Raw genomic sequence first — 23,338 nt, forward strand, 5'->3', positions numbered from 1 at the left:
GATAAACGATAAAAAGCCTCACTTTATCGGTTATTTTGAATAGATTTAAATAACATTTTAAACCATTTAAGTATGACTCCAAACCTACAAATTGAACTTAGACGTTTTATTTCTTCTAATGTTGTTTCAAAGTTAAACAAGTTTTATTTTGAAAATGATGCACTTTTAATAAAGGGAATTGATGTTTCGATAGGTACAGTTTTAATGGGTTTGTACAATAGGGCCGAGGAATCGGATTTTTGCAAAGGACTGGTCTCGCAAATACAAGAAGATTCGACATTTTATCAGGAAGTCGATTTTACATCCGGCCGAATTTTATCAGTAGATGATTGTTATCGCTTGGAAGGAAACGATTTACTGAAAGAAATTTTTACAAATAAAAAAGGAAGAATTTCTGAAATGATCTCCAACGAAGTCGGCATCAAAAGCGAAACAGCCAGAGAGATCCTAAACTTTTCAGCCTTATTAGTTGCTTCTTATCTTAAAAACAATCTTCAATTGTTAGACAGTCTAAAATTACTTCTGGACGATCAAAAAAGAGATATCTTAAACAGCATTCCTCCCGGAATCAAAATTATCTTAGGTTTTTCATGTTACGAATCAGTCGAAGAAAAAAACCAATCCATCGGAAGATCTATTTTCACCCTTTTCGGTCACAACTTTTTCAGTTTCTAAAATAAAAAAAATCCCATCTTACAAAAGTAAAACAGGATTTATATTCAAATCAATTTTTGAATCGTTTCTTAAACGTTTTTCAAATTGATAATTTCTTGCTCTGTCAAAAAGCGCCAGTTACCTCTTGGTAAATTCTTTTTGGTCAAACCAGCAAACGATACACGATCTATACGTAAAACATCATAGTCAAAGTTTTCGAAAATAGCACGAACCACTTTTACATTCGATGAACGCAGTTTAAGACCCACTTCGCTTTTTGCTTCTTTCTCGATATAACTTATTTCTTCAACAAACACACGGTGTCCGTCAAGAACCAAACCTTTGCTTATTTTTTCTAAATCCTCAAATTTCAAGTTTTTATCTAGAGAAACCTGATAGATTTTAGATGATTTCTGACTCGGCAAAGTAAATTTACGAATCATATCAGTATCATTAGTAAACAACAATAAACCAGTTGTATTCTTGTCCATTCTACCAATTGGGGCAATTTTTGCCGTTGTAGAACCACGAACAAGTTCCAGAACGTTACGGTATTCCTGACCTTCGTCAAGCGCAGTTGTAAAGTTTTTAGGTTTGTTCAACAAGATGTATTCTTTCTTTTCAGGAGTCAAAACTACACCATCAAAATTAATAACATCATTCAATTTTACTAAATAACCCATTTCAGTAACCGGTACGCCATTTACTTTAACGTTTCCAGACTGAATGTATATATCAGCATCACGACGCGAACAAACACCAGAATTAGAGATGTATTTATTCAAACGAATTTCGTCTGCAGCTTTTTGTCTTTTTGGAGCCTGATTCTGTTTTTTAAGTTTTTGTGCCGCTTCTTCTTCCGCAGCCTTAACAGCAGGTTTCACTTTTTTCGGCCCTTGGGCGCGCTTCGCCATAGGAGGTTTTGGCTTGTTAGAGTTTGGCCTAGAGCTATTTGGTCTAGAACCGCCTCTTTTATTATTGCCTTCCTTATTGTTCATAAATTCTGTAATTTGTGCAAAGATAGTTTATTCTTGCTAAATAATCCTAAGTTCATTGTTCTTAGATTAATAGCTATTATTTTTTAGGGCTGCAGGAGCAGTACAATTGGCTTTTTTTCAGGCATCTTCTCCCTCTTTTCGTTTCAATCTTTTATTTTTTTAAAGGAAAAATATAAAAAGATTTCCACTGCAATCGGGGCTATTTTCAGATAATTGGCTTTTTTTCAGACATTTTGAGAAAGGTTACCACAGAGATGCACAAAGATTTTACACAGAGAAAACACAAAGTTGGGAATAAAAAATCTGTGCACATCTGCCTAGATCCGCGTCATCTGCGTGCCATTTTTAGCATAAGCCATTATCCAAGCTAGGGATGTAAAAGCAAGTTCTTCCCGTGCCATAAAACACTTGGGTTTATCAAAACAATACAGCAAACGCCTGAAACAATTAGGAATTTCAATACATTATGCAAAAGCAGAAACTGCCCTTTAGAATTCGATTTCCATAAGTAAATCAGGAAAAACAACAAAACGGCAAAACATACATAAAAGTAAATATCCATATAACCCACATCATAAATGTTGATTAGGATATACACCGGAATCACGGTTAAAAATGTTAGAACTGTAATAATTTGTTTAGAAACCGTTTCGTTATAGATGATCGGAATTGTTCTGTAATTGTTTACCAAATCTCCTTTAAGATTCTCCAGATCTTTTATCATTTCGCGAACAAGCAATAATAAAAACAAGAAAACCGCATGTGCCGAAATCACCATAAAATGACTCATATGATCCTCAATTTCCTCAAACGAAACCTTATTGTAGAAATAGAGCAGAATTGCGAAAAAAGGCAAAACAGCCAAAAACGCAGCGGTCAAATTACCAACAATGGGGTATTTTTTTATTTTATGAGAGTAAAACCAAATAAGGAAAATATACGCCGAAAAGAACAAAAATGCACGCCAGGAAACAATCAAAGCCATGAAAGCTGCAATAAAATTAAGCGTAAAATACACTGACAATTTCGTTTTCTGACTTACTAATCGATCCAGCATCGATTTGTTGGGTCTGTTGATTAAATCCTTTTGACTGTCGTAAAAATTATTAATAATATATCCTGAAGCAATCGTAATCGCAGAAGCAAAAACAATTAAAAATAAATTAAAATCAAGTAAAATGTCGAGCGCCCTTTTCTCAGGAGCCAATATAAAAATCGCAGATAAATATTGTGCTAAAACAATAATAGGAATGTTGTAACCTCTCACTACTGAGAACAAACTAACAATTTTCATTACTAAAAGTTTATGCTGTCTGCTTAACATTTTTTAAAGTTAGTTTGGGATTTTAATTTAAGGCTTGTTTTAATTTTAGAGGTTTAGTTTAAAAAACATTAAAGTTTGTCTTTTAACAATGCTTTCGAACCAAAACCTAATTTCCGTATGCAAGCTAAGGCTTCTTTTTGAGAAATGTCGACTTCTTTGATGTCTTTTTTTTCTACAAAACAAACAGAGCCACTTCAAGGGTTTGGTGCAGCAGAAACAAAGACTGCAAAATTGTTATCGTTTATTTGTTCTATCAAAAAGGTAAATTGCGTTCCTGCATCAGTTGGAACCAGAACGACTTTTAAATTTTCATTAGATTCCAAGCCCATAATGTTTTCATTCGTTTTCTTGATGAACGAATAACCCGGAATGGAACTCAGAATTCCGTTTTCAAGTCTTTGAATCAATTTCTTCGCATAAGCTGTTCGGACAATTAAACCGGCTGTAATGCAAATAAGAAATATGATTATTATGGCTACAATTTCTTCAATTGCCAATCCTAGAATTTTTACTTTCGGGAAATGATTTACGATCGGAAGCGTAATTTTTTGAATGATATGATATCCTTTTTCCAGAATAATCAATAACAAAACAAGTGGTGCTAAAAACAGAATTCCGCCTAAAAAAGTTGCTTTGATAATCTGTAAAATACTCTTCATATTAAATAACTTTTAGGGTGATGATTTCAGGAAAGCAATTCAATAGGCCAGTACTTTTTTAAAGAAGTTTATTAGAATTGATAAACAACCTCTAATTTATAGTCTTTTAAAGATACTTTAGCGCGCTCTAAATCCTCAGTAAATCCAAGAATATAACCACCTCCGCCAGAACCACAAAGTTTTAAGTAATAATCATTTGTGTCGATTCCGTTTTGCCAGATTCCGTGAAATTGTTCCGGAATCATTGGCTTAAAGTTGTTTAAAACGACTTTTGACAGCTTTTTAGTATTGGTAAACAACGATTTCATGTCACCATGCAAAAAGTTTTCTACGCAGGCATCAGTATATTTTACGAATTGATTTTTAAGCATCGCACGGAAACCTTTATCTTTCAGGTTTTCCATAAAAATGTTCACCATAGGAGCAGTTTCACCTACGATTCCTGAATCTAATAAAAAGACAGCGCCTTTTCCGTCAAAACTTTGAGTCGGGATTCCGGTTGCTTCGATATTATCTTTCGAATTAATTAAAATCGGAATGCTTAAATAACTGTTTAAAGGATCCAAACCAGAACTTTTTCCGTGGAAAAAACTCTCCATTTGAGCAAAAATATTTTTTAGTTGTAACAGTTTTTCGCGAGTTAAATTCTCTAGAACGGTTATTTTGTGTGTAGCATATTTGTCGTAAATAGCAGCAACAAGAGCGCCGCTACTACCAACTCCGTATCCTTGCGGAATACTTGAGTCAAAATACATTCCGGTTTCGACATCATTTTTTAAACTTGCCAAATCAAAAGATACCAATTCAGGTTGTTCTGTTTGTAAAGTTTCAAGATAAGTTGCAAAACGTTGTAAACTTGCGTTTGATGCAATTGCTTCCGCCGAAGGATCTTCGGATTTCTTTAATGCGCCATTATAAAAATTATAAGGAATAGAAAGTCCTTTAGAGTCGCGGATGATTCCGTATTCTCCAAAGAGTAATATTTTTGAGTAAAATAATGGTCCTTTCATGTTTATTTTATGTCTTTCTTTATTTTATTTGGTGTAGAAGATTTTTTATTTAATCCCTTCTCAAGAATCTCTCTAACTTTTCTTAGGATTATAGGATCGTTACATTCCATAATCAATTTCATTACTTTGATTTTTTCTGCTTTGATGCCCATCAATCAAAATTTTAATTAAAGATACGGAAAATTATGATGCAATTGCACCGTCTCCAATTTGGTCGCAAATGTACTGACGATTCTGACAAAATACAACTAATTCGTCCTTAATAAATTGTAATACTTTCTCGCTAACGTTTTCGGGATAAAGTACATGAACATTTGCTCCGGCGTCAAGCGTAAAACAAACCGGAATTTGTGTTTCATTTCTGAATTTCCAGATAGCATTAATGATCTGCAAAGTATTTGGTTTCATCAAAATAAAATACGGCATCGAAGTCATCATCATGGCATGTAAAGTCAAAGCTTCACTTTCGACCACTTTAATAAATTCATCTAAATTTCCGCTTTCGAAAATGGCAATTAGCTGATCCAGATTTTCATGTGCCTGCGCAAAACGTCTTTCGGCATATGGATGATTGTGCATCAAATCGTGCCCAACAGTACTGGAAACTTGTTTTTCGCCTTTATCGACCAATAAAATAGTATCTTGATAGTTCTTGAAATTCTCATGGATAGCGTACGGAAATTCCACTCCGTATAAGTCTGAGCTTCCTTCAATATTTGCCTGATTTCCCCATGCAACAACATTTCCTTTTACACTTCTGCAAGCGCTTCCAGAGCCTAAACGAGCTAAAAAAGATGCTTTTTTGTAAAAATGATCGTCTGTCATTTCAGGATTCAAAGCTTTTTCTAAACTCATAAAATTCATTGCCAACGCTGCCATTCCAGATGCCGAAGAAGCAATTCCTGAACTGTGCGGAAATGTATTTTGAGTATCAATCGTAAAATGATAGTCTTTCAAAAAAGGCAAGTAAAACTCAATTCGTTCTAAAAACTTCTGAATTTTAGGTTTGAAATCTTCTTTTGGTTTTCCTTCAAAAAGTAAATCGAAAGAAAAGCCATTTGTCACGCTGAGCGAAGTCGAAGTGTCTCTTTTTTTAAAACCTAATTTGGTAATCGTTTTACAATTATTAAGTGTAAAACTTATTGAAGGATTTGCCGGGATTTGATTGTCTTTTTTTCCCCAATATTTTACTAATGCAATATTGCTGGGAGCGCTCCACTCAAAATTTCCGTTTTCGATAGTCGAAGTATATTTTTTAGGAATAAAATCAGTTGCTGTAAACATGAATTATAAAATTTTGGCAAAGATAGTTTTTAAATATTTTTACCATATAAGTTATATAAGAAAATGTAAGCGAAACTAAAATGAACTTATATCACTTATATGGTTTACACTTTCTTTTTAACTATTTTTGACTAAAAATTGAATAGAATGAAAATAAACAAGATCACCAAAATCGTCATAGCGCTAATAATTTGTTTAATGGTTGGGTATTCTGCAAGTATAGTAACCAGACCAAGCGTTGAAAGTTGGTATCCAACGATTATAAAACCAGGTTTTAATCCGCCCAATTGGATTTTTATGCCGGTTTGGACATTGCTTTATATTTTAATGGCAGTTGCAGCCGGATTGGTTTGGGATAAAATAAAGGAACAAAACCAGGAAGTAAAAGTTGCATTAGGTTTCTTCTTAATTCAATTGACATTGAATGCGATTTGGTCGTATATCTTCTTCGGATTAAAAAATCCGATGTTGGCTTTAATTGAAATTGCTCTATTATGGTTAATGATTTACGAAACGTATTTAAAGTTTACCAAAATCAACAAAACTGCCGGTTATTTACTGATTCCTTATATGGCTTGGGTTGCTTTTGCCGGAATTTTGAATGCTAGTATTTGGTGGTTGAACAGATAAAATTTTAGTTTCAGGTTTAATTTTTAGATTCTGCTTTTACTTTTTTAAACATTTCATTTTTAGCATACAAAAAATCCATTGTAGTCAATATGTTATTATTTTCTATAAGAGTTTTAGATCTTGGGTCTGCATCGCAAAATTCAATAAAAAGATCTTTTTCTTCGGAACTTAGCTTTAAATCTTTGGTAAAAAAAGTTGCAGGAATAGAGGCCGCTACGAGTTTCTTAAAGCTACTTTCTTCAGTTTTTTTCTTGAGTTCTTCTTTCTTGTCATTTTTAAATAGATTGAAAACCCCTTTTCCCATCCGGGCAAAGTCGATCCCATTTGGAATAGTTCCGTCGTAAACGCCGGTATATTTTTGCAAAGAAGCGGCGTCTTTTTCGAATTTTATTTTATCCAGATCTTGTTGAGAAATTTTAAACGGCTCAAGTTTCATGTTGGTTACTATAACTTCATCTAATTCTTGAGGTCTTGGAATCATATTGACAATAATATTGTTTTTATCAATGTTTTCCTGGGATATTTTTAATCTTGAAAAAAAGTGTTCTTTATGAAAGAAAAGCAAGCTATCTTTAGGTTTTACCAAAATTGAAAATTCTCCCAAATAATCGGTTGTTGTACTGGTTTGGGCTGTTTTATTGATAACCTCTACTTTTTTTAGAGGAAAGTTGTTAGATAAGACCTTTCCGTGAATTAACTTTTCTGTTTGAGAAATAGAAAGCTGATAGGTTAAAAAAGAAATTATAGTGAGCAATTTTACTTTCATGAATGAACTTTAGTTTTTAATTCCTGTATTTAACTTTTTAAACTCTTCATTTTTAGCATATAGAAAGTCTATCAATTCCAAATCATTTGATTTTTCTAAAAGTGTTTTAGATTTTGGATCGGCATTACAAAAGTTTAAGAAAATTTCTTTTTCTTCGGAGTTTATTTTTAAATTTTTGATGAAAAAATCTGGAGGACAAGAAGCGATGACAAGTTTCTTAAAATGATCGTCACTTGGCTCAATTTTTTTTTTCGGTTTGTCAAAAATCGGGTGACTAAAATTTATAGCATTTTTAATTTTACCATCATACACAGTAACCTTGGTAGTAACATCATCAAATTGCTTGCGAATTTTGATTTTATCTATTTCTTCTCTATCATTGGCGATTTTTTTAAGTTCAGTTTTATTAAAAACAGATCTAGAAACTACAACATTCTCCAATTCTTCGGCTTTTAGAGTCATCTCAACAATGAGATAGCTTTTTTCCAGATCTTTCAAAGTTATCTTCAATCTTATAAATAAATAATCCTTTGAAAAAAACAATAAACTGTCCTGCTCTTTTGCTAAAATAGAAAACTCTCCCAATTCATTTGTTCTCGTACTTTTTTTTGCTGTTTTATTGATAACCTCAACTTTATTAAGCGGATAATTATTGGAAATAACTTTTCCATAAAGCAGTTTTTCTGTTTGTGAAATGGAAAGTTGGCAGGTAAAAAAAGAAATTGTAGTGAGTAATTTTACTTTCATCTAATGGTATTTAGCTGAGAGTAAAATTATTAGAATTGTCTTAACGAAAACTTATCGAATCTGTAAATTCTTGTTAATTATAGTTTACTTACAAATTTTTCCAATTCATTATTATTTACTAAAACAGGACCATGTCCAAAACAAAGTATTTTAGGTTTTAAAGAAGCCAGTTTTTTAATCGATTCTCTATTTCTTTGCTGATTATTTGTAAACAGACTTGGCGGTTCATGCAAACCAACAATTGTAGTTAATAAATTCATATTGGTCATAACATCCCCAACAATAAGAACGCCATCAAATTCCCTGAAAAAAGATAAATGACCGCTGGAATGCCCCGGAGTTTCAATAACAGTAAATCCGGCAATATTGTCTCCTTCTTTTAATGTATGAGAAACGGGATGTCCTTTTCCTGCCCAGAATTTCTTTTGGAATTTTGAAATAATATGATTCGGATTTGGGTATTCAGAAATGACATTTCCGTCTTCTGCGGCTTGTTTTTCTGGTTCACTGCACCAAAGCGGAATATGCAACGTCTCACAAATAATTTTGCTGCTTCCCTGATGGTCCGCGTGAGCGTGAGTTAATACGTGTTTCGTTATCGTCTTATTTTTTAGAGCATTCAAAATGATATTTCCGGAACTTCCAATTCCGGCATCAATAAGAACATCTTCAATTACATAACAATTAATACCGTTGCGGGGAAATAAAGGAATTTGGTAAACATCCCTGGCTATATTCTTCATCTTTTCAAATTTTATATTTGCAAAGATTTGAATTCAGTTCTTCAATCTACTTGATAAATGTTAAGAAATGTTTTGACGAATTCTGCTCAAAGATTCAGGTGTAATTCCTAAAAAGGAAGCGATATAAATTAAAGGCGTTCGCTGGATTATTTTGGCTGGAGCCGATTCTAAAAATGTTACATATTTTTCTTTCGCCGGAATCATCTGTAATTTTAAAACGCGATCTGCTATGCAAAGATAATTTTGCTCAGCAAGAATTCTGCCTACACGTTCCCAGTTTGGAATTTCTTTATACAAAAGCTGCATTTTTTCGAAAGTGATAGAAAGAACTTCACAATCTTCAATGCATTGTATATTTTCAAAAGAAGGAGATTGATTTATAAAACTAGAATACGAAGCAATAAAACCGTCATCACAGCTTAAATAAGTGGTGATTTCTTTTCCGTCTTTTAAATAATAAACTCGAGCTAGACCTTCAACAATAAAAAAGATTTTACTGCTAATTTTTCCTATTGAAGAAAGAAATTCTTTGGCAGTAAAATTTTGATATTCAAAACAAGAATCGATCTTTTCTATTTCATTTTCAGAAAACGAAGCGATCGATAGTATTTGTTTTTGTAATGAAGAATTCATGATTTATAATATCTCAATTAATTCCAAAGCATTATTAATTACCAATTTTGCACCACTATTTTTCAATTCTTGTTCGGTTCGATAACCCCAAGAAACACCAACAGCAAACATATTGGCATTATTTGCAGTTTGCATATCAATATCAGAATCTCCTACAAAGAGTATTTCTTCTGTTGTTAAGTTCCATTTTTTACTGATTTCTAAAGCTTCAAACGGATTAGGTTTCTTTAGCTCTTCGGTACTTAAACCAACTGCCATATCAAAATGATTTGGAAATATTTCCGAAGCAATCTTTTTGGTCAGTTCATCAGCTTTGTTAGAGAAAACAGCCATTTTGATGTTTTGTGAAGTCAGGTTTTTTAGCAACTCGACGATTCCATCGTAAGGTTTTGTTTTAAGTGTACAGATTTCTCGATATTCGTTAATCATACATTCAAAACAAATTTCGATTTGTTCGTCTGAGTTATTTGTTACGGGCAGTGCTTTGCTAACCAAATTTCGCAAACCGCTTCCAATAAAATATTGATAAGTATCGTAAGTATGAGTAGGGTAGTTTAGATTGGTAAGTACGGTATTCATCGCATCTGAGATGTCTTCTAATGAGTTTACTAACGTTCCGTCTAAATCAAAAATAATTCCTTTAAATTTCATTGTATTATATATTATTGGCTAAAATAAACCCGCTTGTCCAGGCATTCTGAAAATTAAAACCTCCGGTAATGGCATCAATATTGACAATTTCTCCGGCAAAATAAAGATTTTGATGTAATTTGCTTTCCATGGTTTTAAAATTGATTTCTTTTAAATCGATTCCTCCTGCGGTAACGAATTCTTCTTTAAAAGTACTTTTTCCGTTTACTTTAAATTCGGCTTTTGTAAGTTGAGAAGCTAAGTTTTGCAATTGTGTTTTAGACAAATCAGCCCATTTCGTTTCGGCTTCAATTCCGGATGCTAAAACCAGACTTTCCCATAAACGATTCGGAAAATCGAAAGGTGATTTTTTAGAAACTGCTTTTTTAGCGTGTTCCTGTTTTAAGTCTTTCAGGATTTTCTCGGCATCTTCTGTATCAACGTCATTTAACCAATTGACATAAATCGTAAACTGATAGTTTTTATCGAATAAAGTACGTGCTCCCCAAGCAGAAAGTTTTAAAATTGCAGGACCACTCATTCCCCAATGCGTGATCAATAAAGGTCCTGTCGATTCGAGTTTGGTATCTTTTACGTTTACGGTAACTTGTGCCGCAACGCCAGGTAATTCTTTTATGCGGGAATCTTTGATGTTGAAAGTAAATAGGGAAGGGACAGGACTTACAATGGCGTGTCCTTGTGTTTGTAACATTTCCCAAATTTTAGGATTACTTCCTGTTGCCAGAACTAATTTTTCTGTAGCGTAGTTTTCATCCTGAGTATCAATTTTCCAGTGATTTTCAGCTTTAAAAATCGATTGTACACTTTGTCCGGTTAAGACTTTAATGCCTAATTTTCCGGTTGCTTCGAGGAAACAATCGATGATGGTTTGAGAGGAATTCGAGACTGGGAACATTCTACCGTCGTCTTCGATTTTAAGTTCTACACCGTGTTTTTCGAACCATTCGATGGTGTCTCCGGAACAAAACTGATGAAAAGGACCGCGAAGTTCTTTCTCGCCACGCGGATAAAATTTTACTAATTCGTTTGGTTCAAAACAAGCGTGCGTTACGTTGCATCTTCCACCGCCGGAAACACGAACTTTAGAAAGTACTTCTTTTCCTCTTTCTAAAATGGCAATTTTAAGTTTCGGATTTTTCTCTGCAATATTAATCGCCGTAAAAAAACCTGCAGCGCCCCCGCCAACAATGATTATATCGAAATTTTTGATCATATTTCTTTTTTTGCCACTGATTTCTTTTTTGCCACTAATTGCACGAATTAGCGCAAATTTTAAATCTGATGGTTTATATTATTTTTTGCCACAGATTATAAGGATTAGCACAGATTTTTAAAAATCTTTTTAATCTGTGGCATCTTTTCATCTCGAAAGACCTTTGTCAAAGTTCTAAACTTTGACAAAGGTTCTTGGAAATTGGTTTATAGTTTGTCCGGAAAATCACTGATAATTCCGTCTACGTGGTAACTCTCTATTTTTTGAATGTCCTCTTCGTCGTCTACTGTCCAGGGTAAAACAAGGAAACCTTTTTCTTGTATTTGTTTTACATTTTCAGCATTCAATAACTGATAATCGGGATGAATGGAGTGTGCTTTTATTAATTCGGCGAAAGCCAGAGCTTTATCGAGATCTTCTTCTGTTAAAACTCCAATAGGAATATTTGAATTTAGATTTGATGTTTCCTGTAATAAGCCCCAATCAAAACTTGAAACAATGAAATCTTCGTAGTTCCAGTTTTTATCAGCAATGTATTCTTCAATTAAACTAACAACTTTACCCGCAGTTCCTATATCTTTTAGCTCGATATTGATTACGCATTTTTTGTCTACTAAATCAAAAACTTCCTTTAAAGTTGGGATTTGATATTTTCCATCAATCAAAAATGTTTTTAATTCAGATAAAGAAAAAGTATTTACTAAACCTTTGCCGTTGGTTGTTCTTTCAATCGTTTCGTCGTGAATGACTATTAGATGTCCGTCAGAACTAAGGTGAACATCAAGTTCAATACCATCAGCATTTAAGTCTAATGCTTTTTGGAAAGACTTTAGTGTATTCTCAGGCTCGTATCCTTTGGCACCGCGATGAGCTATTTTTAGCATATATTGAGAGTTTAACCGTTTAACCGCAAAGGTCGCAAAGTTTTACGCAAAGTGCGCTAAGGATTAGATAAAAAGTTAGCTACAGATTATAGGATTAAAATGATTTTTGTTTCACGCAGATCTTGCAGATTGCTTCGCCTGTTCGCTATCGCTCGGGTGAGCAGAATTTTTAGAATGTATTTATAAATAATCGGTATAGATTTTTTAGTCTGCCTTATCTGCAGAATCTGCGAGAGAAAAAAAAGTTAGCCACAGATTAAAAAGATTAGCACAGATTTGAAAATCCTTTTAATCTTTTTAATCTGTGGCTAAAATACTTTGCGGTTAAATTCTATATTTTTTCCAATAAAACAAGTCCGAATTCAGAATGTACAAATGCTTTTCCGTCCTGAACTTCTGTTTCTTCGCCAGAAAAAGTATCTCTTAGTTTTGTACCATCCTGAAAAATAGATGCTATTGGAAGTTCTTTTAGACCAACGCCAAGATCTAGACCAATTATAACCTGATCAGTATAATTTTCATTGGTATAACTTCTGGAAAATATATATGGTTTTGCTGAAATCATGTTGTGTATTCCTGCACCAACTGCCGGATGATTTCTACGAAATTGCCCTATTTTTTGCCAATGCCAGAGTATTTTTTGTGTTTCGGGATTGTTTTGAATATCATCCCAATTCATGAAAGATCGTAAGGTGGCATCGCCTTCTGTGCCTTCAATAACTAGGGAACGACCGGATTCGTCGCCATAATATACCTGGGACATTCCGGGAGAAAGCAATAGTTTGGTTCCGGATTCGAAAGTTCGATTGCGATGCGCATCAAAAGGATCGGGATCATCGTGCGAGGAAACATAATTAAGAACGCTATATCCTTTTAACTCATTTTGAAGTTTGGCCGAATATTTCGAGAATATCGCTTCATAATCATTTTGAGCATCCAGTTTAAATTCAAAATTGATCATGGAATTAAAACCATGTTGAAAGTAATTTACTTTTCTATCGCCGAAATCATAATCTTGTCCAGCGCTGATTTCATAACCGTAAACTTCGGCAATGGTATAAAACGGATTTTCATCTAATATTTCTGATGGATGGTTTTTCTTCCAGGTTTCGAATGCATAATCACATTCTTTTTTAAAATCGACCCAAACAATTTCTTCAGTATGTTTTACGGTATCGGCTCTATAACCGTCAATTCCGAATTCTACTATATAATCAGTCAGCCATTTTATGATGTAATATTTAGGGGTTCGGGGATAATTGGTTCTTGTGAAGAATTCATTAATCGAAGCAATTTCTTTTTCATATCGACCTTCTTTGTTCCATTTTTCGATTAAAAAAAAGGGTATCGGTACTTCCTGATCACTTTCGGTTCTCACATCCGGAAGATTATCTACTAATGTACACATTGTAGTATTTTCGAATGATTTGTAATCGCAGACAACGCCGGTTCTTACCCAGTCTTCCGGCCACATAGGATCTTTGGGAGTTACGGGACCGGTATGATTGATAACGCCGTCAAGCATGATTCTGATGCCTTTTGCGTGTGCTTTTTTAACCAGATTGGCGAGATCTTCCTTGGTCCCGAAGTTAGGATCTAAAGATGTCCAGTCTCTTGCCCAGTAACCGTGATAGCCATAACTAAGTCCGGTTCCTTCATCAACGCCATCATGGATTTGCTCTACAATCGGCGTAAGCCAAATTACATTTATTCCTAATTGGTCAAAGTAACCTTCGTCGATTTTCTTTATAATTCCGATGAGATCTCCGCCTTCAAAACCACGTAATTTTCCGGGAGTTTTGGTTCGGTTAAAATTTAAATCGTTAGAAGTGTCTCCGTTATAAAAGCGATCGGTAAGTAAAAAGTAAACATTTGCTCCTTCCCAAACGAAAGGTGTTTTCGAAGTATTGTCGTTATTCATTGAAACTTATTTTGAGTCAGAGTAGCCCATTATTAATGAATATTAAAGATAAAGAAAGGAAAATGGATTTTCTTGTTTATTTTAAATTTAACATGTATTTATAATTTGTAGGAAAATAAATTACGCCATGAATTCTGTGTGTGAATTTAAACACATAGAAGCATATATTTTATTGTTTTAATTAAAGTGGAAAATAAATGACAGATCATTTAAACATAGCTATAGCATAAAAAAATCCGCCACGAATTCACGAATTATTCTTTTATATAAAATTCGTGAATTCGTGGCGGAAAAAATAATAGCCACAGATTAAAAAATTAAAATGATTTTTTTAAATCTGTGTTAATCTTTTAATCTGTGGCTAAAAATCCTTTGCTCTTAGTATCTTATTCCAATTCTAAAACAATAGCCGATTTTGGTTCTAAACTAATTTCAGTAGCTAAATCGAATGTTTTTCCTGAAATAACATCTTTTCCTGATTTAAAATTTTTGATATTTTCTTTAAAACGATTGGTTTTGATCGTTTGTGCTGTAGCGTTGTTATTGAAAACTACCATTACCGTTTTAGCATCAGTATACCTGAAATAAACATACGTATTGTTTTCCGGAATATAGTGTGTCATTTTCCCGAAATGAACCGCTTCATTTGTTTTTCTCCAGTTGAATAATTTCGAAGTAAAATCGAAATATTTGGCTTGTTCAGCTGTTCTTCCTGCCGCGGTAAGAGCGTTGTTTTTATCGCCAGCCCATCCACCAGGGAAATCCTGACGAATATCTGCATCGCCTTTGCTTTTGTCTCCGCCCATTCCAATTTCTGAACCATAGTACAATTGTGGGATTCCACGAACTGTAGCCAATAAAGTCATGGCCAGTTTGTATTTTGGAAAATCGTATTTAAACTTATCATTCATACGATCTGTGTCATGATTTTCGGCAAAAACCAAAATATTATTTGGGTTTGGATATAAAAAATCCATTGCAAAATTATTATAGAATTTAATCAATCCATTGTCCCAGCTTGGTTCATTTTCGTTGAAAGCAGATGTAACCTGACTTTGTAGCGTAAAGTCCATTACACTTGGCAAATTCGAATTGTAGTTTTCGATTGCACCAATTTTACTGTCTTTTTGCCAATAGGCTAAATTTGCCTGATTGTGCATCCAGATTTCCCCCACAATATTAAAGTTCGGGTATTCATCTGTAATTGATTTTGCCCAATTTGCCATAGCCGTTTGATCAGAATAATTATATGTATCAACTCTAAATCCGTCAAGATCTGCATATTCAATCCACCAAATCGCGTTTTGAGTTAAGTATTTTGCTACCAAAGGATTTCTTAAATTCAGATCTGGCATAGAAGGTACAAACCATCCATCGACACAAACTTCCTTATCTATTTTTGAGGCGTGAATATCAGTAATAACTTCACGACGGTGATGTGTTTGTGTAAAAGTTTCGAATTGATTGAACCAGGTTTTAGTTGGCATATCTTTGATCATCCAATGCGTAATTCCCCAGTGATTGGTCACATAATCCATAACCAGTTTCATGTCTTTTTTGTGCATTTCTGCCGCAAGACGTACGTAATCTTCATTGGTTCCGTAACGAGGATCTATTTTGTAAACATCAGATTGCCCATAAGTATGATACGAATGTTGTTTGTCGTTGTCTTCGCATAAAGGTGTATTCCAGATTGTAGTTGCACCTAAAGAGGAGATGTAATCTAAGTTTTTGATAATTCCTTCGATATCACCACCGTGACGACCACTTGGATCCTGACGATTTCCTTTTTCTGTTAAAGCTGTATTGCTGTCATTTTTAGGATTTCCGTTAGCAAAACGATCCGGCATAATCAGGTACATCATATCCGACGCATCGTAACTTTTTCTGTTTGCTGAATTTGCTCTTCTTTCTTTAAGTGAATATTTCTGGGTAAAAGCGACTTTATTTTTGGTTTTGAAAGAGAAAACCAATTCCGAAGCCTTTAGGCTTTGAGTATCTATTGTAACAAAAAGATAATTTGGATTTTCTGTTTTCTCGACATTTTTAATCACCACATTGTTTGAAACCGAAGCTTCATATTGTGCAATGTTTTTTCCGTAGAACATAATCTGTAGTTCCGGATTTTTCATTTCTGCGTACCAAAATGGCGGCTCTACTTTCTGGATTTGCGCTTTCGCGGAAGCAGAAAATAATAAAACAAATAGTATTATTTTGTAGAGAAAATGGGTTGTTTGGATTCTTGTTTTTTGGATGTTCATAATCTAATGGATATTAAATACCTAACAGGTTTAAAAAACCTGTTAGGATATTGTAAGGTTTCCTAACAGGTCTCCAAGACCTGTTAGGTATTATTTAAATTTAAAAAAAAAGACAAGTAATCCTGGGGAAAATCACTTGTCTTTAAAAAAATTATTTGGTTTCGATAATGCTAATGGCATAACCTCCGCCAGGGACAGATAACTGTGATAATTTTGATTTGTTTGTTACAGCAATTTTCTTGATCGTGTAAGCTTGCGGATTTGTTTTGTAATGCGCATCTTTTGCATCAGCATAAATTGTAGCGGTATATTTTTTACCTTTTTCAAGGAAACTAAAATCAATGTTTGATGTACGGGCAGTTTCTCCGTTTACGTTTCCTACGAACCAGTTGTTTGTTCCTTTTGCTTTACGGGCAACTGTGATAAAATCCCCTGGTTCAGCCTCGATATATTTACTTTCTGACCAGTCTACAGCTACATCTTTGATGAATTGGAATGCATCCGGGAAACGGTTGTAGTTCTCCGGAGTATCAGCTGCCATTTGCAATGGGCTGTACATCGTAACATATAATGCTAATTGGTTTGCAATAGTACTGTTTACATGAGATTTGTTGTCAGGATTCATTTTGCTGATATCCATTTCGAAGATTCCAGGCGTGTAATCCATTGGTCCACCAATTAAACGTGTAAATGGTAAAACCGTTACGTGGTTTGGTTTAGATCCTCCAAAAGCTTGATATTCTGTTCCTCTTGCAGATTCGTTTCCAATTAAGTTAGGATACGTTCTTGCAATTCCTGTAGGACGAACTGCTTCGTGAGCGTTTACCATAATTTTATAATCTGCTGCTTTTTCGATAGCATATTGGTAGTGGTTTACAATCCATTGGTTATAATGGTTTTCACCGCGTGGTAAAATATCTCCAACATAACCGCTTTTTACAGCATCGTATCCGTTATCGTTCATGAATTTATAAGCTGCATCCATATGACGCTCGTAGTTACGAACAGAACCTGAAGTTTCATGGTGCATGATGATTTTTACACCTTTAGATTTTGCATATTCGTGCAAACCTTTTACATCAAAATCAGGATAAGGTGTTACGAAATCAAAAACATAGTCTTTTGAGTGACCAAACCAGTCTTCCCAACCTTCGTTCCAACCTTCTACTAAAACAGCGTCGAAGCCATTTGCTGCAGCAAAATCAATGTATTTTTTTACGTTTGCATTGTTTGCTCCGTGAGTTCCGTTTGGTTTTGCTTTTGAGAAATCAGAAACGCCCAATTGTACCGTTGGGAAATCGTTTGTGTATGACCAGGAGCTTTTTCCTGTAATCATTTCCCACCAAACACCAATGTATTTTACTGGTTTAATCCATGAAGTATTTTCAATTTTTGATGGATCATTTAAGTTATAAGTCATTTTTGAAGCTAAGATTTCTCTTGCGTCATCGCTTACCATAATCGTTCTCCAAGGTGAGTGGCTTGGTGCTTGCATGTATCCTTTATCTCCTTTTGCATCTGGAGTTAACCAAGAAGTAAAAGTCATGTTTTTATCATCAAGATTCAGGTGCATACAAGAATAATTAATCAAAGCTGCTTCGTGTAAGTTGATATATAAACCATCATTTGTTTTCATCATAAGAGCCGTTTGAACTCCTGTTGGTGAAAAAGATTTTTGCGAAACATTTGCTGTATATGCTTTTTCAGATAAACCTCTGATTTCTGATAATTTAGATTTTGTATAATCGTATTCCTGAGTATCATAATCTCCCGGAATCCAAAATGCAGTGTGGTCGCCCGCCATAGCAAATTGAGATCTCTCTTCTTTGATGATGAAATAGGTAAGGTTTTTTTGAGTTGGAAATTCATATCTAAATCCAAGTCCGTCATCGAATAAACGGAAACGAATTACGATTTGTCTGTCTGTTCCTTTTTGATTTAAAGTTACAGCCAATTCATTATAATGATTTCTGATTTTGTCTACTTCGCCCCAAACAGGTTTCCAGGTTTCATCAAAAGTGGAAGTTTTAGAATCAACAACTGTAAAATCATTCAATAAAGATTTTTTATCATCTTTTAGTTCAAGACCTAATTTACTGGTTTTGATAACCTCTTTATTTTTGTATTTCAGATTATAAGTTGGAGTTCCGTCGTTTTGAAGCGAAAATTCCATTACGAACTTGCCTTCGGGTGACTTTAATTGTTGTGCTTTTGCAATTGAGCTAAAAGCAAACAAGATTAAACTTGCGAAAAATAAGTTTTTCATGTTTTTTAGTTTTAGAGTATTGTAATTTAATTAATTTGTACAAATTTACTTGCAATTTCAGGATTTCCGTTCACTACAATTGTTAAATCTTGATCTCCATCTACAGTAAAAGTAGTTTCGTTATGATTTACAGACACTTTAAGAATTTGATTTCTAAAGTTTATTTTAAAAGAGTAACCTTTCCATTCTTTTGGAATTTTTGGAGCAAAATGCAACTGATCATTTTTTACTCTCATTCCGCCAAAACCTTCCACGATACTCATCCATGTTCCGGCCATTGAGGTAATGTGACAACCTTCTTCAACTTCTTTGTTATAATCATCAAGATCAAGACGAGAAGTTCTTAAATAGAAAGTATAAGCCATATCCATTTTGTCTAAATGAGCAGCCTGAATAGAGTGTACGCAAGGCGAAAGCGAACTTTCATGAACGGTAAATGATTCGTAAAATTCGAAATTGCGTTTTAGTTCTTCTTTAGAAAAATGATCTTCAAAGAAATAAAAACACTGTAAAACGTCGGCTTGTTTGATATAAGGCGAACGTAAAACACGATCCCAAGACCATTTCTGGTTGATTGGACGTTGTGATCTATCCAAATCTTTTACAGGAACTAAATCTTTATCTAAGAAACCATCTTGTTGTAAGTAAACCCCTAATTCCTCTGATTTTGGGAAGTACATATTATTGGCTACTTTTTTCCATTCCAGAATTTCAGCCTCGGCAAGATTTACTTTTTCTAAGATACGTTTGTGGTCTGCAGGATATTCTACTGCCACTTTTTTAATTTGTTCCTCAGTATAATCGATACACCATTTTGCAATATAATTGGTATAGAAATTATTGTTGATGTTGTTCTCATATTCGTTTGGACCTGTAACACCCAGAATAACGTATTGATCTTTATCTTTAGAGAAAGAAGCTCTTTGGTGCCAGAAACGAGCAATTCCAATTAAAACTTCTAAACCTTTTTCAGGAATATAAGAGTAATCTCCGGTGAAACGATTGTAATTGAAAATTGCAAAAGCAATCGCTCCGTTTCTATGAATTTCTTCGTGTGTGATTTCCCATTCGTTATGGCATTCTTCACCATTCATGGTAACCATTGGGTACAATGCTGCTCCGTTTTTGAAACCTAAATTGTCTTTAGCATTTTCGATCGCTTTGTCTAATTGATTAAAACGGTACGTCAATAAGTTTCTCGCAACTTGCTGATCTTTGGTCGCCATATAAAACGGAATACAATACGCCTCTGTATCCCAATAAGTAGATCCGCCGTATTTTTCTCCTGTGAAACCTTTTGGTCCAATATTCAAACGAGAATCTTTTCCTAAATAAGTTTGGTTCAGTTGAAAGATATTGAAACGGATTCCTTGTTGTGCTTTTACATCGCCATCAATGGTAATGTCCGACATTTCCCAAATTTTTGCCCAGGCATCAATTTGGTTTTGAAGTAAAGTATCGTATCCTAAATTAAGAGCATTTTTAATTACTTTTTCGGCTGCAGCCAAAGTATTATCGTGGTTTAAAGAAACCGTATATCCACCAATTTTCTGGATAGATGAGGTTTGCCCTTTTGCGATAATAGTTCCGTAAGTAAACTGAACTTTATCTGATGTTGAATCGATTGTAGAAGGCGAAACATGAATGTTTTCACCATTTGCTAAAATCGTATTGTGCATAAAAGTAGTAACTTTAAAATGCGTTTTAAAAGTCTGAGCCGTTACAAAAGCTTCATTAGTTCCTTTTTTTACTTCAAGAGGTTCCCAGAATTTTTCTTCCCAGTTGGCATCTTCATTGGTTACACCAGCATCTACGTATGGTTTGTAAACAATTTTTGCATCTTTATTTAATGGAGTAATATCAAACTTGATAATTCCCGCTTCGTCTAAATCTAAAGAAAGAAAACGACGAATGTTTACGGCGATTTCGGTTCCGTTTTTTAAAGTTGCTTCAAAAGAACGATTGTACCATCCTTCTTTCATATTCAATTCTCTACGAAAGTTTCTAACCTCTGTACAAGTATTTAAATCAAGATTTTCTTCATTGATTTGAACGTCAATTCCAATCCAGTTTGGAGCGTTTAATACTTTTGCAAAATATTTTGGATAGCCATTTTTCCACCATCCCACTTTGGTTTTATCCGGATAATAAATTCCGGCAATATAACTTCCCTGGAAAGTTTCACCTGAATAGGTTTCTTCAAAATTGGCGCGTTGTCCCATAGCACCGTTACCGATACTGAAAAGACTTTCAGACGACTTTACTCTTTCGGCATCAAATCCTTCTTCTATGATGGACCAGTTGTCTGGTTTTATATAATCTTGATTCATTTGTTCAAATTAGATAATGTGGCAATTTGATAATTAGATAATTCCCTTTTTAGGCTTTTTTGATTTATCTGATTAATTGCTCGTTGTTTTACTATTTTACTTTTTTAATTAGATGATTTATATCTTTAAAATATCTAATGGTTTACTGAAACGCGGTAATTAGTCATTTTCTAATTATCAAATTGACACATTGCCACATTCTTCACTAACCGATTAGTTTCTCAATAAACGTTGTGTTTATTTCGGTAAAATCTTTAAAAATGTATTGAGCCTCATGTAGAATTGTTTCCTCGCCAATTCCCACACTTACCATTCCGCCAATGTTTGCCGCCTGGATTCCTGCAACAGAATCTTCGAATACAATGGCATCTTTTGGATCAATATGTAATAATTGAGCCGCTTTCAGGAAAACTTCCGGATCTGGTTTGGCATTGGTAACGTCGTTTCCGTCAACAATAACATCGAAGTAGGAAAGAATTCCGGTTTTTTCAAGGATTGGTCTGGCATTTTTACTCGCAGATCCCAAAGCAATTCCCTGATTTTTTTCTTTTAATAGTTGCAGAATTTTAAAAACTCCCGGAAGAATCTCGCTTTCGTCCATGTCAACTAAATAAGATAAATAATCTTCATTTTTTTGAATCAGCCATTTGTCTTTGTCTTCCTGCGAAGCCTGAACATTTCCTAATCCAAGTATAATATCCAACGAACGAACTCTACTTACACCTTTTAGAAGCTCATTGTCTTCATGTGTAAAATTTATGTTTAATGATTGGGCTATTTTCTGCCATGCTAAAAAGTGATATTTAGCGGTATCGACAATTACGCCGTCAAGGTCGAATATGAATGCTTTTTTGCTCATTATATTAGAAATTGTTCTTTATGATTTTTGAATAGTGTCGTCTACATCTTTTACTTTGTAGACTAAAAGGGCAGCGATTAAAAAGCTTACTCCGCTTGTAATTAAGGCGTAAATAGCATCACCGTTGTAAAGGTATTTTACAATTGGACCTCCAATAAGTGCATTTACAATTTGAGGAATAACAACGAAAAAATTGAAAATCCCCATGTAAACGCCCATTTTTTTAGGAGCAATAGATCCTGCAAGAATTGCATATGGCATTGCCAGAATACTAGCCCAGGCAACTCCAACTAAAATCATTGGTAATACCACCCAGTTTTCATTTGGCATAAAATAGATCGAAATTAATCCGATTCCTCCAATGATTAATGAAACGGCATGAGTTGATTTACGTCCGATTTTTTTAGCGATATAAGGCAGGAAAAACAGTGCGATAATAGCAGAAACTAAGTTGTAAACTCCAAACAAAATCCCCACCCAATCTCCGGCATTCTGATATTGCTGGCTTGAAGTGTCGCTTAATGGTAATCCGTAAATGTGATGTGCAATGGCGGGAGTGGTAAAAACCCACATACCAAATAATCCGAACCAGGAGAAAAACTGCACCCAACTCAACTGGCGCATTGTTGTTGGCATTTTTGCAAAGTCGGTAAAAATATCTGAAAGTTTTGATTTTTCTTCAGAAGGAATATCTACTTCACTTTGAGGATCTTCAAAATTGGCTAATTCTTCTGGTGAATATTCTTTTGTTGTAAAAAGTGTTACCAGAATTGAACCAATTAAAACGGCAGCTCCAATAATAAAAGAAAGAGTTAAATTTAATGGTACACTTCCTGGAACTGTGCTGTTTGAAACATGAAAATACTTGGTTAAAACATAAGGTAATGCTGAACCAATTACGGCTCCAAAACCAATTAATGAAGTTTGAATACTGAAACCGGCAGTGCGTTGATCTGTTCTTAAATTATCACCAACCAAAGCACGAAAAGGCTCCATGGCAATGTTGAAAGAAGCATCCATGATCATTAACATTCCGGCTCCAACCCATAAGGCAGGTAAAACTGAAATGAAAATATTAGCTTGTGGCATTAAAATTAATCCTACCGAAGCTAGAATGGCACCTACAAGAAAAAATGGCTTTCGTCTTCCGAATCGTCCCCAGGTTTTGTCACTGTAATGACCAATAACAGGCTGCACTATTAATCCCATAAGGGGAGCAATAATCCAAAACCATGATAATTCATGTACGTCGGCACCAAAAATTTGAAGAATTCTGCTGGCATTTGCATTCTGAAGAGCAAACCCCATTTGTATTCCCAGGAATCCGAAACTCATGTTCCAAATTTCCCAGAAACTTAATTTACGCTTTTCCATTATCGTAATTAAAAAATTAATTAGACGATAAGCGCTTTGCTTATCAAAACTTACTTATGGTTTCGAAGTAAAAGTAAAAGCTTTGAGCAGGCGTAAAAGTATTAATTATTTTTTTAATTCAAATCATAAAA

At 34.3% G+C, this 23,338-nt stretch carries 21 protein-coding genes; 2 read left to right on the forward strand and 19 right to left on the reverse strand.

The window, feature by feature from the left end:
* Window positions 1–72: 72 nt before the first annotated feature.
* Complete coding sequence (locus IRZ78_RS24505; protein ID WP_194619931.1) at window positions 73–675, forward strand: DUF937 domain-containing protein; 603 nt, start codon at window positions 73–75, stop codon at window positions 673–675.
* A gap of 68 nt (window positions 676–743) precedes the next feature.
* Here IRZ78_RS24505 and IRZ78_RS24510 read toward each other — a convergent pair whose 3' ends face one another.
* The 6 genes from IRZ78_RS24510 to IRZ78_RS24535 form a co-directional block, all read right to left on the reverse strand.
* Window positions 744–1,652: a pseudouridine synthase gene (locus IRZ78_RS24510; protein ID WP_083695183.1), complete on the reverse strand. Its 909-nt coding sequence runs from the start codon at window positions 1,650–1,652 to the stop codon at window positions 744–746.
* 367 nt (window positions 1,653–2,019) lie between these two features.
* Window positions 2,020–2,976, reverse strand: a complete 957-nt coding sequence (locus tag IRZ78_RS24515; protein ID WP_194619933.1) for a geranylgeranylglycerol-phosphate geranylgeranyltransferase — start codon at window positions 2,974–2,976, stop codon at window positions 2,020–2,022.
* A 194-nt stretch (window positions 2,977–3,170) separates the two neighbouring features.
* Entirely contained in the window at window positions 3,171–3,635 is a 465-nt protein-coding gene (locus tag IRZ78_RS24520; protein WP_228520611.1) for a DUF502 domain-containing protein, read from the reverse strand.
* Window positions 3,636–3,706: 71 nt separating this feature from the next.
* The gene (locus tag IRZ78_RS24525; protein ID WP_194619935.1) at window positions 3,707–4,645 is read right to left on the reverse strand and encodes a mevalonate kinase; all 939 of its coding nucleotides are present in this window, start codon (window positions 4,643–4,645) and stop codon (window positions 3,707–3,709) included.
* A gap of 2 nt (window positions 4,646–4,647) precedes the next feature.
* Window positions 4,648–4,797 (reverse strand): hypothetical protein, encoded by a 150-nt coding sequence (locus IRZ78_RS24530; RefSeq protein ID WP_194619937.1) that lies wholly within the window; start codon window positions 4,795–4,797, stop codon window positions 4,648–4,650.
* A 31-nt stretch (window positions 4,798–4,828) separates the two neighbouring features.
* Complete coding sequence (locus IRZ78_RS24535; protein WP_194619939.1) at window positions 4,829–5,929, reverse strand: diphosphomevalonate decarboxylase; 1,101 nt, start codon at window positions 5,927–5,929, stop codon at window positions 4,829–4,831.
* Between the two features lie 153 nt (window positions 5,930–6,082).
* On the opposite strand from IRZ78_RS24535, the gene IRZ78_RS24540 reads away from it, so the two are divergent.
* Complete coding sequence (locus IRZ78_RS24540; RefSeq protein ID WP_194619990.1) at window positions 6,083–6,559, forward strand: TspO/MBR family protein; 477 nt, start codon at window positions 6,083–6,085, stop codon at window positions 6,557–6,559.
* 16 nt (window positions 6,560–6,575) lie between these two features.
* On the opposite strand, the gene IRZ78_RS24545 is transcribed toward IRZ78_RS24540, so the two are convergent.
* The 13 genes from IRZ78_RS24545 to IRZ78_RS24605 all read right to left on the reverse strand — a co-directional run bounded on the left by IRZ78_RS24545 (window position 6,576) and on the right by IRZ78_RS24605 (window position 23,207).
* Window positions 6,576–7,325, reverse strand: a complete 750-nt coding sequence (locus tag IRZ78_RS24545) for a hypothetical protein (RefSeq protein ID WP_194619941.1) — start codon at window positions 7,323–7,325, stop codon at window positions 6,576–6,578.
* A 9-nt stretch (window positions 7,326–7,334) separates the two neighbouring features.
* Window positions 7,335–8,072 carry a hypothetical protein gene (locus IRZ78_RS24550; protein WP_194619943.1) on the reverse strand — a complete coding sequence of 246 codons (738 nt, stop codon included), beginning with the start codon at window positions 8,070–8,072 and terminating at the stop codon, window positions 7,335–7,337.
* Between the two features lie 77 nt (window positions 8,073–8,149).
* Window positions 8,150–8,815, reverse strand: a complete 666-nt coding sequence (locus tag IRZ78_RS24555; protein ID WP_194619945.1) for an MBL fold metallo-hydrolase — start codon at window positions 8,813–8,815, stop codon at window positions 8,150–8,152.
* Window positions 8,816–8,875: 60 nt separating this feature from the next.
* Window positions 8,876–9,448, reverse strand: coding sequence for a Crp/Fnr family transcriptional regulator (locus IRZ78_RS24560; RefSeq protein ID WP_194619947.1), 573 nt, complete (start codon window positions 9,446–9,448; stop codon window positions 8,876–8,878).
* A gap of 3 nt (window positions 9,449–9,451) precedes the next feature.
* Window positions 9,452–10,099 carry an HAD family hydrolase gene (locus tag IRZ78_RS24565; RefSeq protein ID WP_194619948.1) on the reverse strand — a complete coding sequence of 216 codons (648 nt, stop codon included), beginning with the start codon at window positions 10,097–10,099 and terminating at the stop codon, window positions 9,452–9,454.
* A gap of 4 nt (window positions 10,100–10,103) precedes the next feature.
* Window positions 10,104–11,312, reverse strand: a complete 1,209-nt coding sequence (locus IRZ78_RS24570; RefSeq protein WP_194619950.1) for an NAD(P)/FAD-dependent oxidoreductase — start codon at window positions 11,310–11,312, stop codon at window positions 10,104–10,106.
* A gap of 206 nt (window positions 11,313–11,518) precedes the next feature.
* Window positions 11,519–12,196: a glycerophosphodiester phosphodiesterase family protein gene (locus tag IRZ78_RS24575; RefSeq protein WP_194619952.1), complete on the reverse strand. Its 678-nt coding sequence runs from the start codon at window positions 12,194–12,196 to the stop codon at window positions 11,519–11,521.
* Between the two features lie 331 nt (window positions 12,197–12,527).
* Window positions 12,528–14,117, reverse strand: coding sequence for an alpha-amylase family glycosyl hydrolase (locus tag IRZ78_RS24580; RefSeq protein ID WP_194619954.1), 1,590 nt, complete (start codon window positions 14,115–14,117; stop codon window positions 12,528–12,530).
* Between the two features lie 386 nt (window positions 14,118–14,503).
* The gene (locus IRZ78_RS24585; RefSeq protein ID WP_194619956.1) at window positions 14,504–16,378 is read right to left on the reverse strand and encodes a glycoside hydrolase family 13 protein; all 1,875 of its coding nucleotides are present in this window, start codon (window positions 16,376–16,378) and stop codon (window positions 14,504–14,506) included.
* A 151-nt stretch (window positions 16,379–16,529) separates the two neighbouring features.
* The gene (locus tag IRZ78_RS24590; RefSeq protein ID WP_194619958.1) at window positions 16,530–18,644 is read right to left on the reverse strand and encodes a glycoside hydrolase family 97 protein; all 2,115 of its coding nucleotides are present in this window, start codon (window positions 18,642–18,644) and stop codon (window positions 16,530–16,532) included.
* 26 nt (window positions 18,645–18,670) lie between these two features.
* Entirely contained in the window at window positions 18,671–20,974 is a 2,304-nt protein-coding gene (locus IRZ78_RS24595) for a glycoside hydrolase family 65 protein (RefSeq protein WP_194619960.1), read from the reverse strand.
* A gap of 205 nt (window positions 20,975–21,179) precedes the next feature.
* Window positions 21,180–21,833 carry a beta-phosphoglucomutase gene (gene pgmB, locus IRZ78_RS24600; RefSeq protein ID WP_194619962.1) on the reverse strand — a complete coding sequence of 218 codons (654 nt, stop codon included), beginning with the start codon at window positions 21,831–21,833 and terminating at the stop codon, window positions 21,180–21,182.
* Between the two features lie 18 nt (window positions 21,834–21,851).
* On the reverse strand, window positions 21,852–23,207 hold the full coding sequence (locus tag IRZ78_RS24605; protein ID WP_194619963.1) for an MFS transporter: 1,356 nt from the start codon (window positions 23,205–23,207) through the stop codon (window positions 21,852–21,854).
* Between the last annotated feature and the right edge of the window lie 131 nt (window positions 23,208–23,338).

Source organism: Flavobacterium sp. CSZ (assembly GCF_015350725.1).
Taxonomy (GTDB): domain Bacteria; phylum Bacteroidota; class Bacteroidia; order Flavobacteriales; family Flavobacteriaceae; genus Flavobacterium.

What these genes read in the sequence shown, in the direction of transcription:
- IRZ78_RS24505 (WP_194619931.1), top strand. Translation starts at nt 73, where the DNA reads ATGACTCCAAACCTACAAATTGAACTTAGACGTTTTATTTCTTCTAAT.
- IRZ78_RS24510 (WP_083695183.1), bottom strand. Translation starts at nt 1,652, where the DNA reads ATGAACAATAAGGAAGGCAATAATAAAAGAGGCGGTTCTAGACCAAAT.
- IRZ78_RS24515 (WP_194619933.1), bottom strand. Translation starts at nt 2,976, where the DNA reads ATGTTAAGCAGACAGCATAAACTTTTAGTAATGAAAATTGTTAGTTTG.
- IRZ78_RS24520 (WP_228520611.1), bottom strand. Translation starts at nt 3,635, where the DNA reads ATGAAGAGTATTTTACAGATTATCAAAGCAACTTTTTTAGGCGGAATT.
- IRZ78_RS24525 (WP_194619935.1), bottom strand. Translation starts at nt 4,645, where the DNA reads ATGAAAGGACCATTATTTTACTCAAAAATATTACTCTTTGGAGAATAC.
- IRZ78_RS24530 (WP_194619937.1), bottom strand. Translation starts at nt 4,797, where the DNA reads ATGGGCATCAAAGCAGAAAAAATCAAAGTAATGAAATTGATTATGGAA.
- IRZ78_RS24535 (WP_194619939.1), bottom strand. Translation starts at nt 5,929, where the DNA reads ATGTTTACAGCAACTGATTTTATTCCTAAAAAATATACTTCGACTATC.
- IRZ78_RS24545 (WP_194619941.1), bottom strand. Translation starts at nt 7,325, where the DNA reads ATGAAAGTAAAATTGCTCACTATAATTTCTTTTTTAACCTATCAGCTT.
- IRZ78_RS24550 (WP_194619943.1), bottom strand. Translation starts at nt 8,072, where the DNA reads ATGAAAGTAAAATTACTCACTACAATTTCTTTTTTTACCTGCCAACTT.
- IRZ78_RS24555 (WP_194619945.1), bottom strand. Translation starts at nt 8,815, where the DNA reads ATGAAGAATATAGCCAGGGATGTTTACCAAATTCCTTTATTTCCCCGC.
- IRZ78_RS24560 (WP_194619947.1), bottom strand. Translation starts at nt 9,448, where the DNA reads ATGAATTCTTCATTACAAAAACAAATACTATCGATCGCTTCGTTTTCT.
- IRZ78_RS24565 (WP_194619948.1), bottom strand. Translation starts at nt 10,099, where the DNA reads ATGAAATTTAAAGGAATTATTTTTGATTTAGACGGAACGTTAGTAAAC.
- IRZ78_RS24570 (WP_194619950.1), bottom strand. Translation starts at nt 11,312, where the DNA reads ATGATCAAAAATTTCGATATAATCATTGTTGGCGGGGGCGCTGCAGGT.
- IRZ78_RS24575 (WP_194619952.1), bottom strand. Translation starts at nt 12,196, where the DNA reads ATGCTAAAAATAGCTCATCGCGGTGCCAAAGGATACGAGCCTGAGAAT.
- IRZ78_RS24580 (WP_194619954.1), bottom strand. Translation starts at nt 14,117, where the DNA reads ATGAATAACGACAATACTTCGAAAACACCTTTCGTTTGGGAAGGAGCA.
- IRZ78_RS24585 (WP_194619956.1), bottom strand. Translation starts at nt 16,378, where the DNA reads ATGAACATCCAAAAAACAAGAATCCAAACAACCCATTTTCTCTACAAA.
- IRZ78_RS24590 (WP_194619958.1), bottom strand. Translation starts at nt 18,644, where the DNA reads ATGAAAAACTTATTTTTCGCAAGTTTAATCTTGTTTGCTTTTAGCTCA.
- IRZ78_RS24595 (WP_194619960.1), bottom strand. Translation starts at nt 20,974, where the DNA reads ATGAATCAAGATTATATAAAACCAGACAACTGGTCCATCATAGAAGAA.
- pgmB (WP_194619962.1), bottom strand. Translation starts at nt 21,833, where the DNA reads ATGAGCAAAAAAGCATTCATATTCGACCTTGACGGCGTAATTGTCGAT.
- IRZ78_RS24605 (WP_194619963.1), bottom strand. Translation starts at nt 23,207, where the DNA reads ATGGAAAAGCGTAAATTAAGTTTCTGGGAAATTTGGAACATGAGTTTC.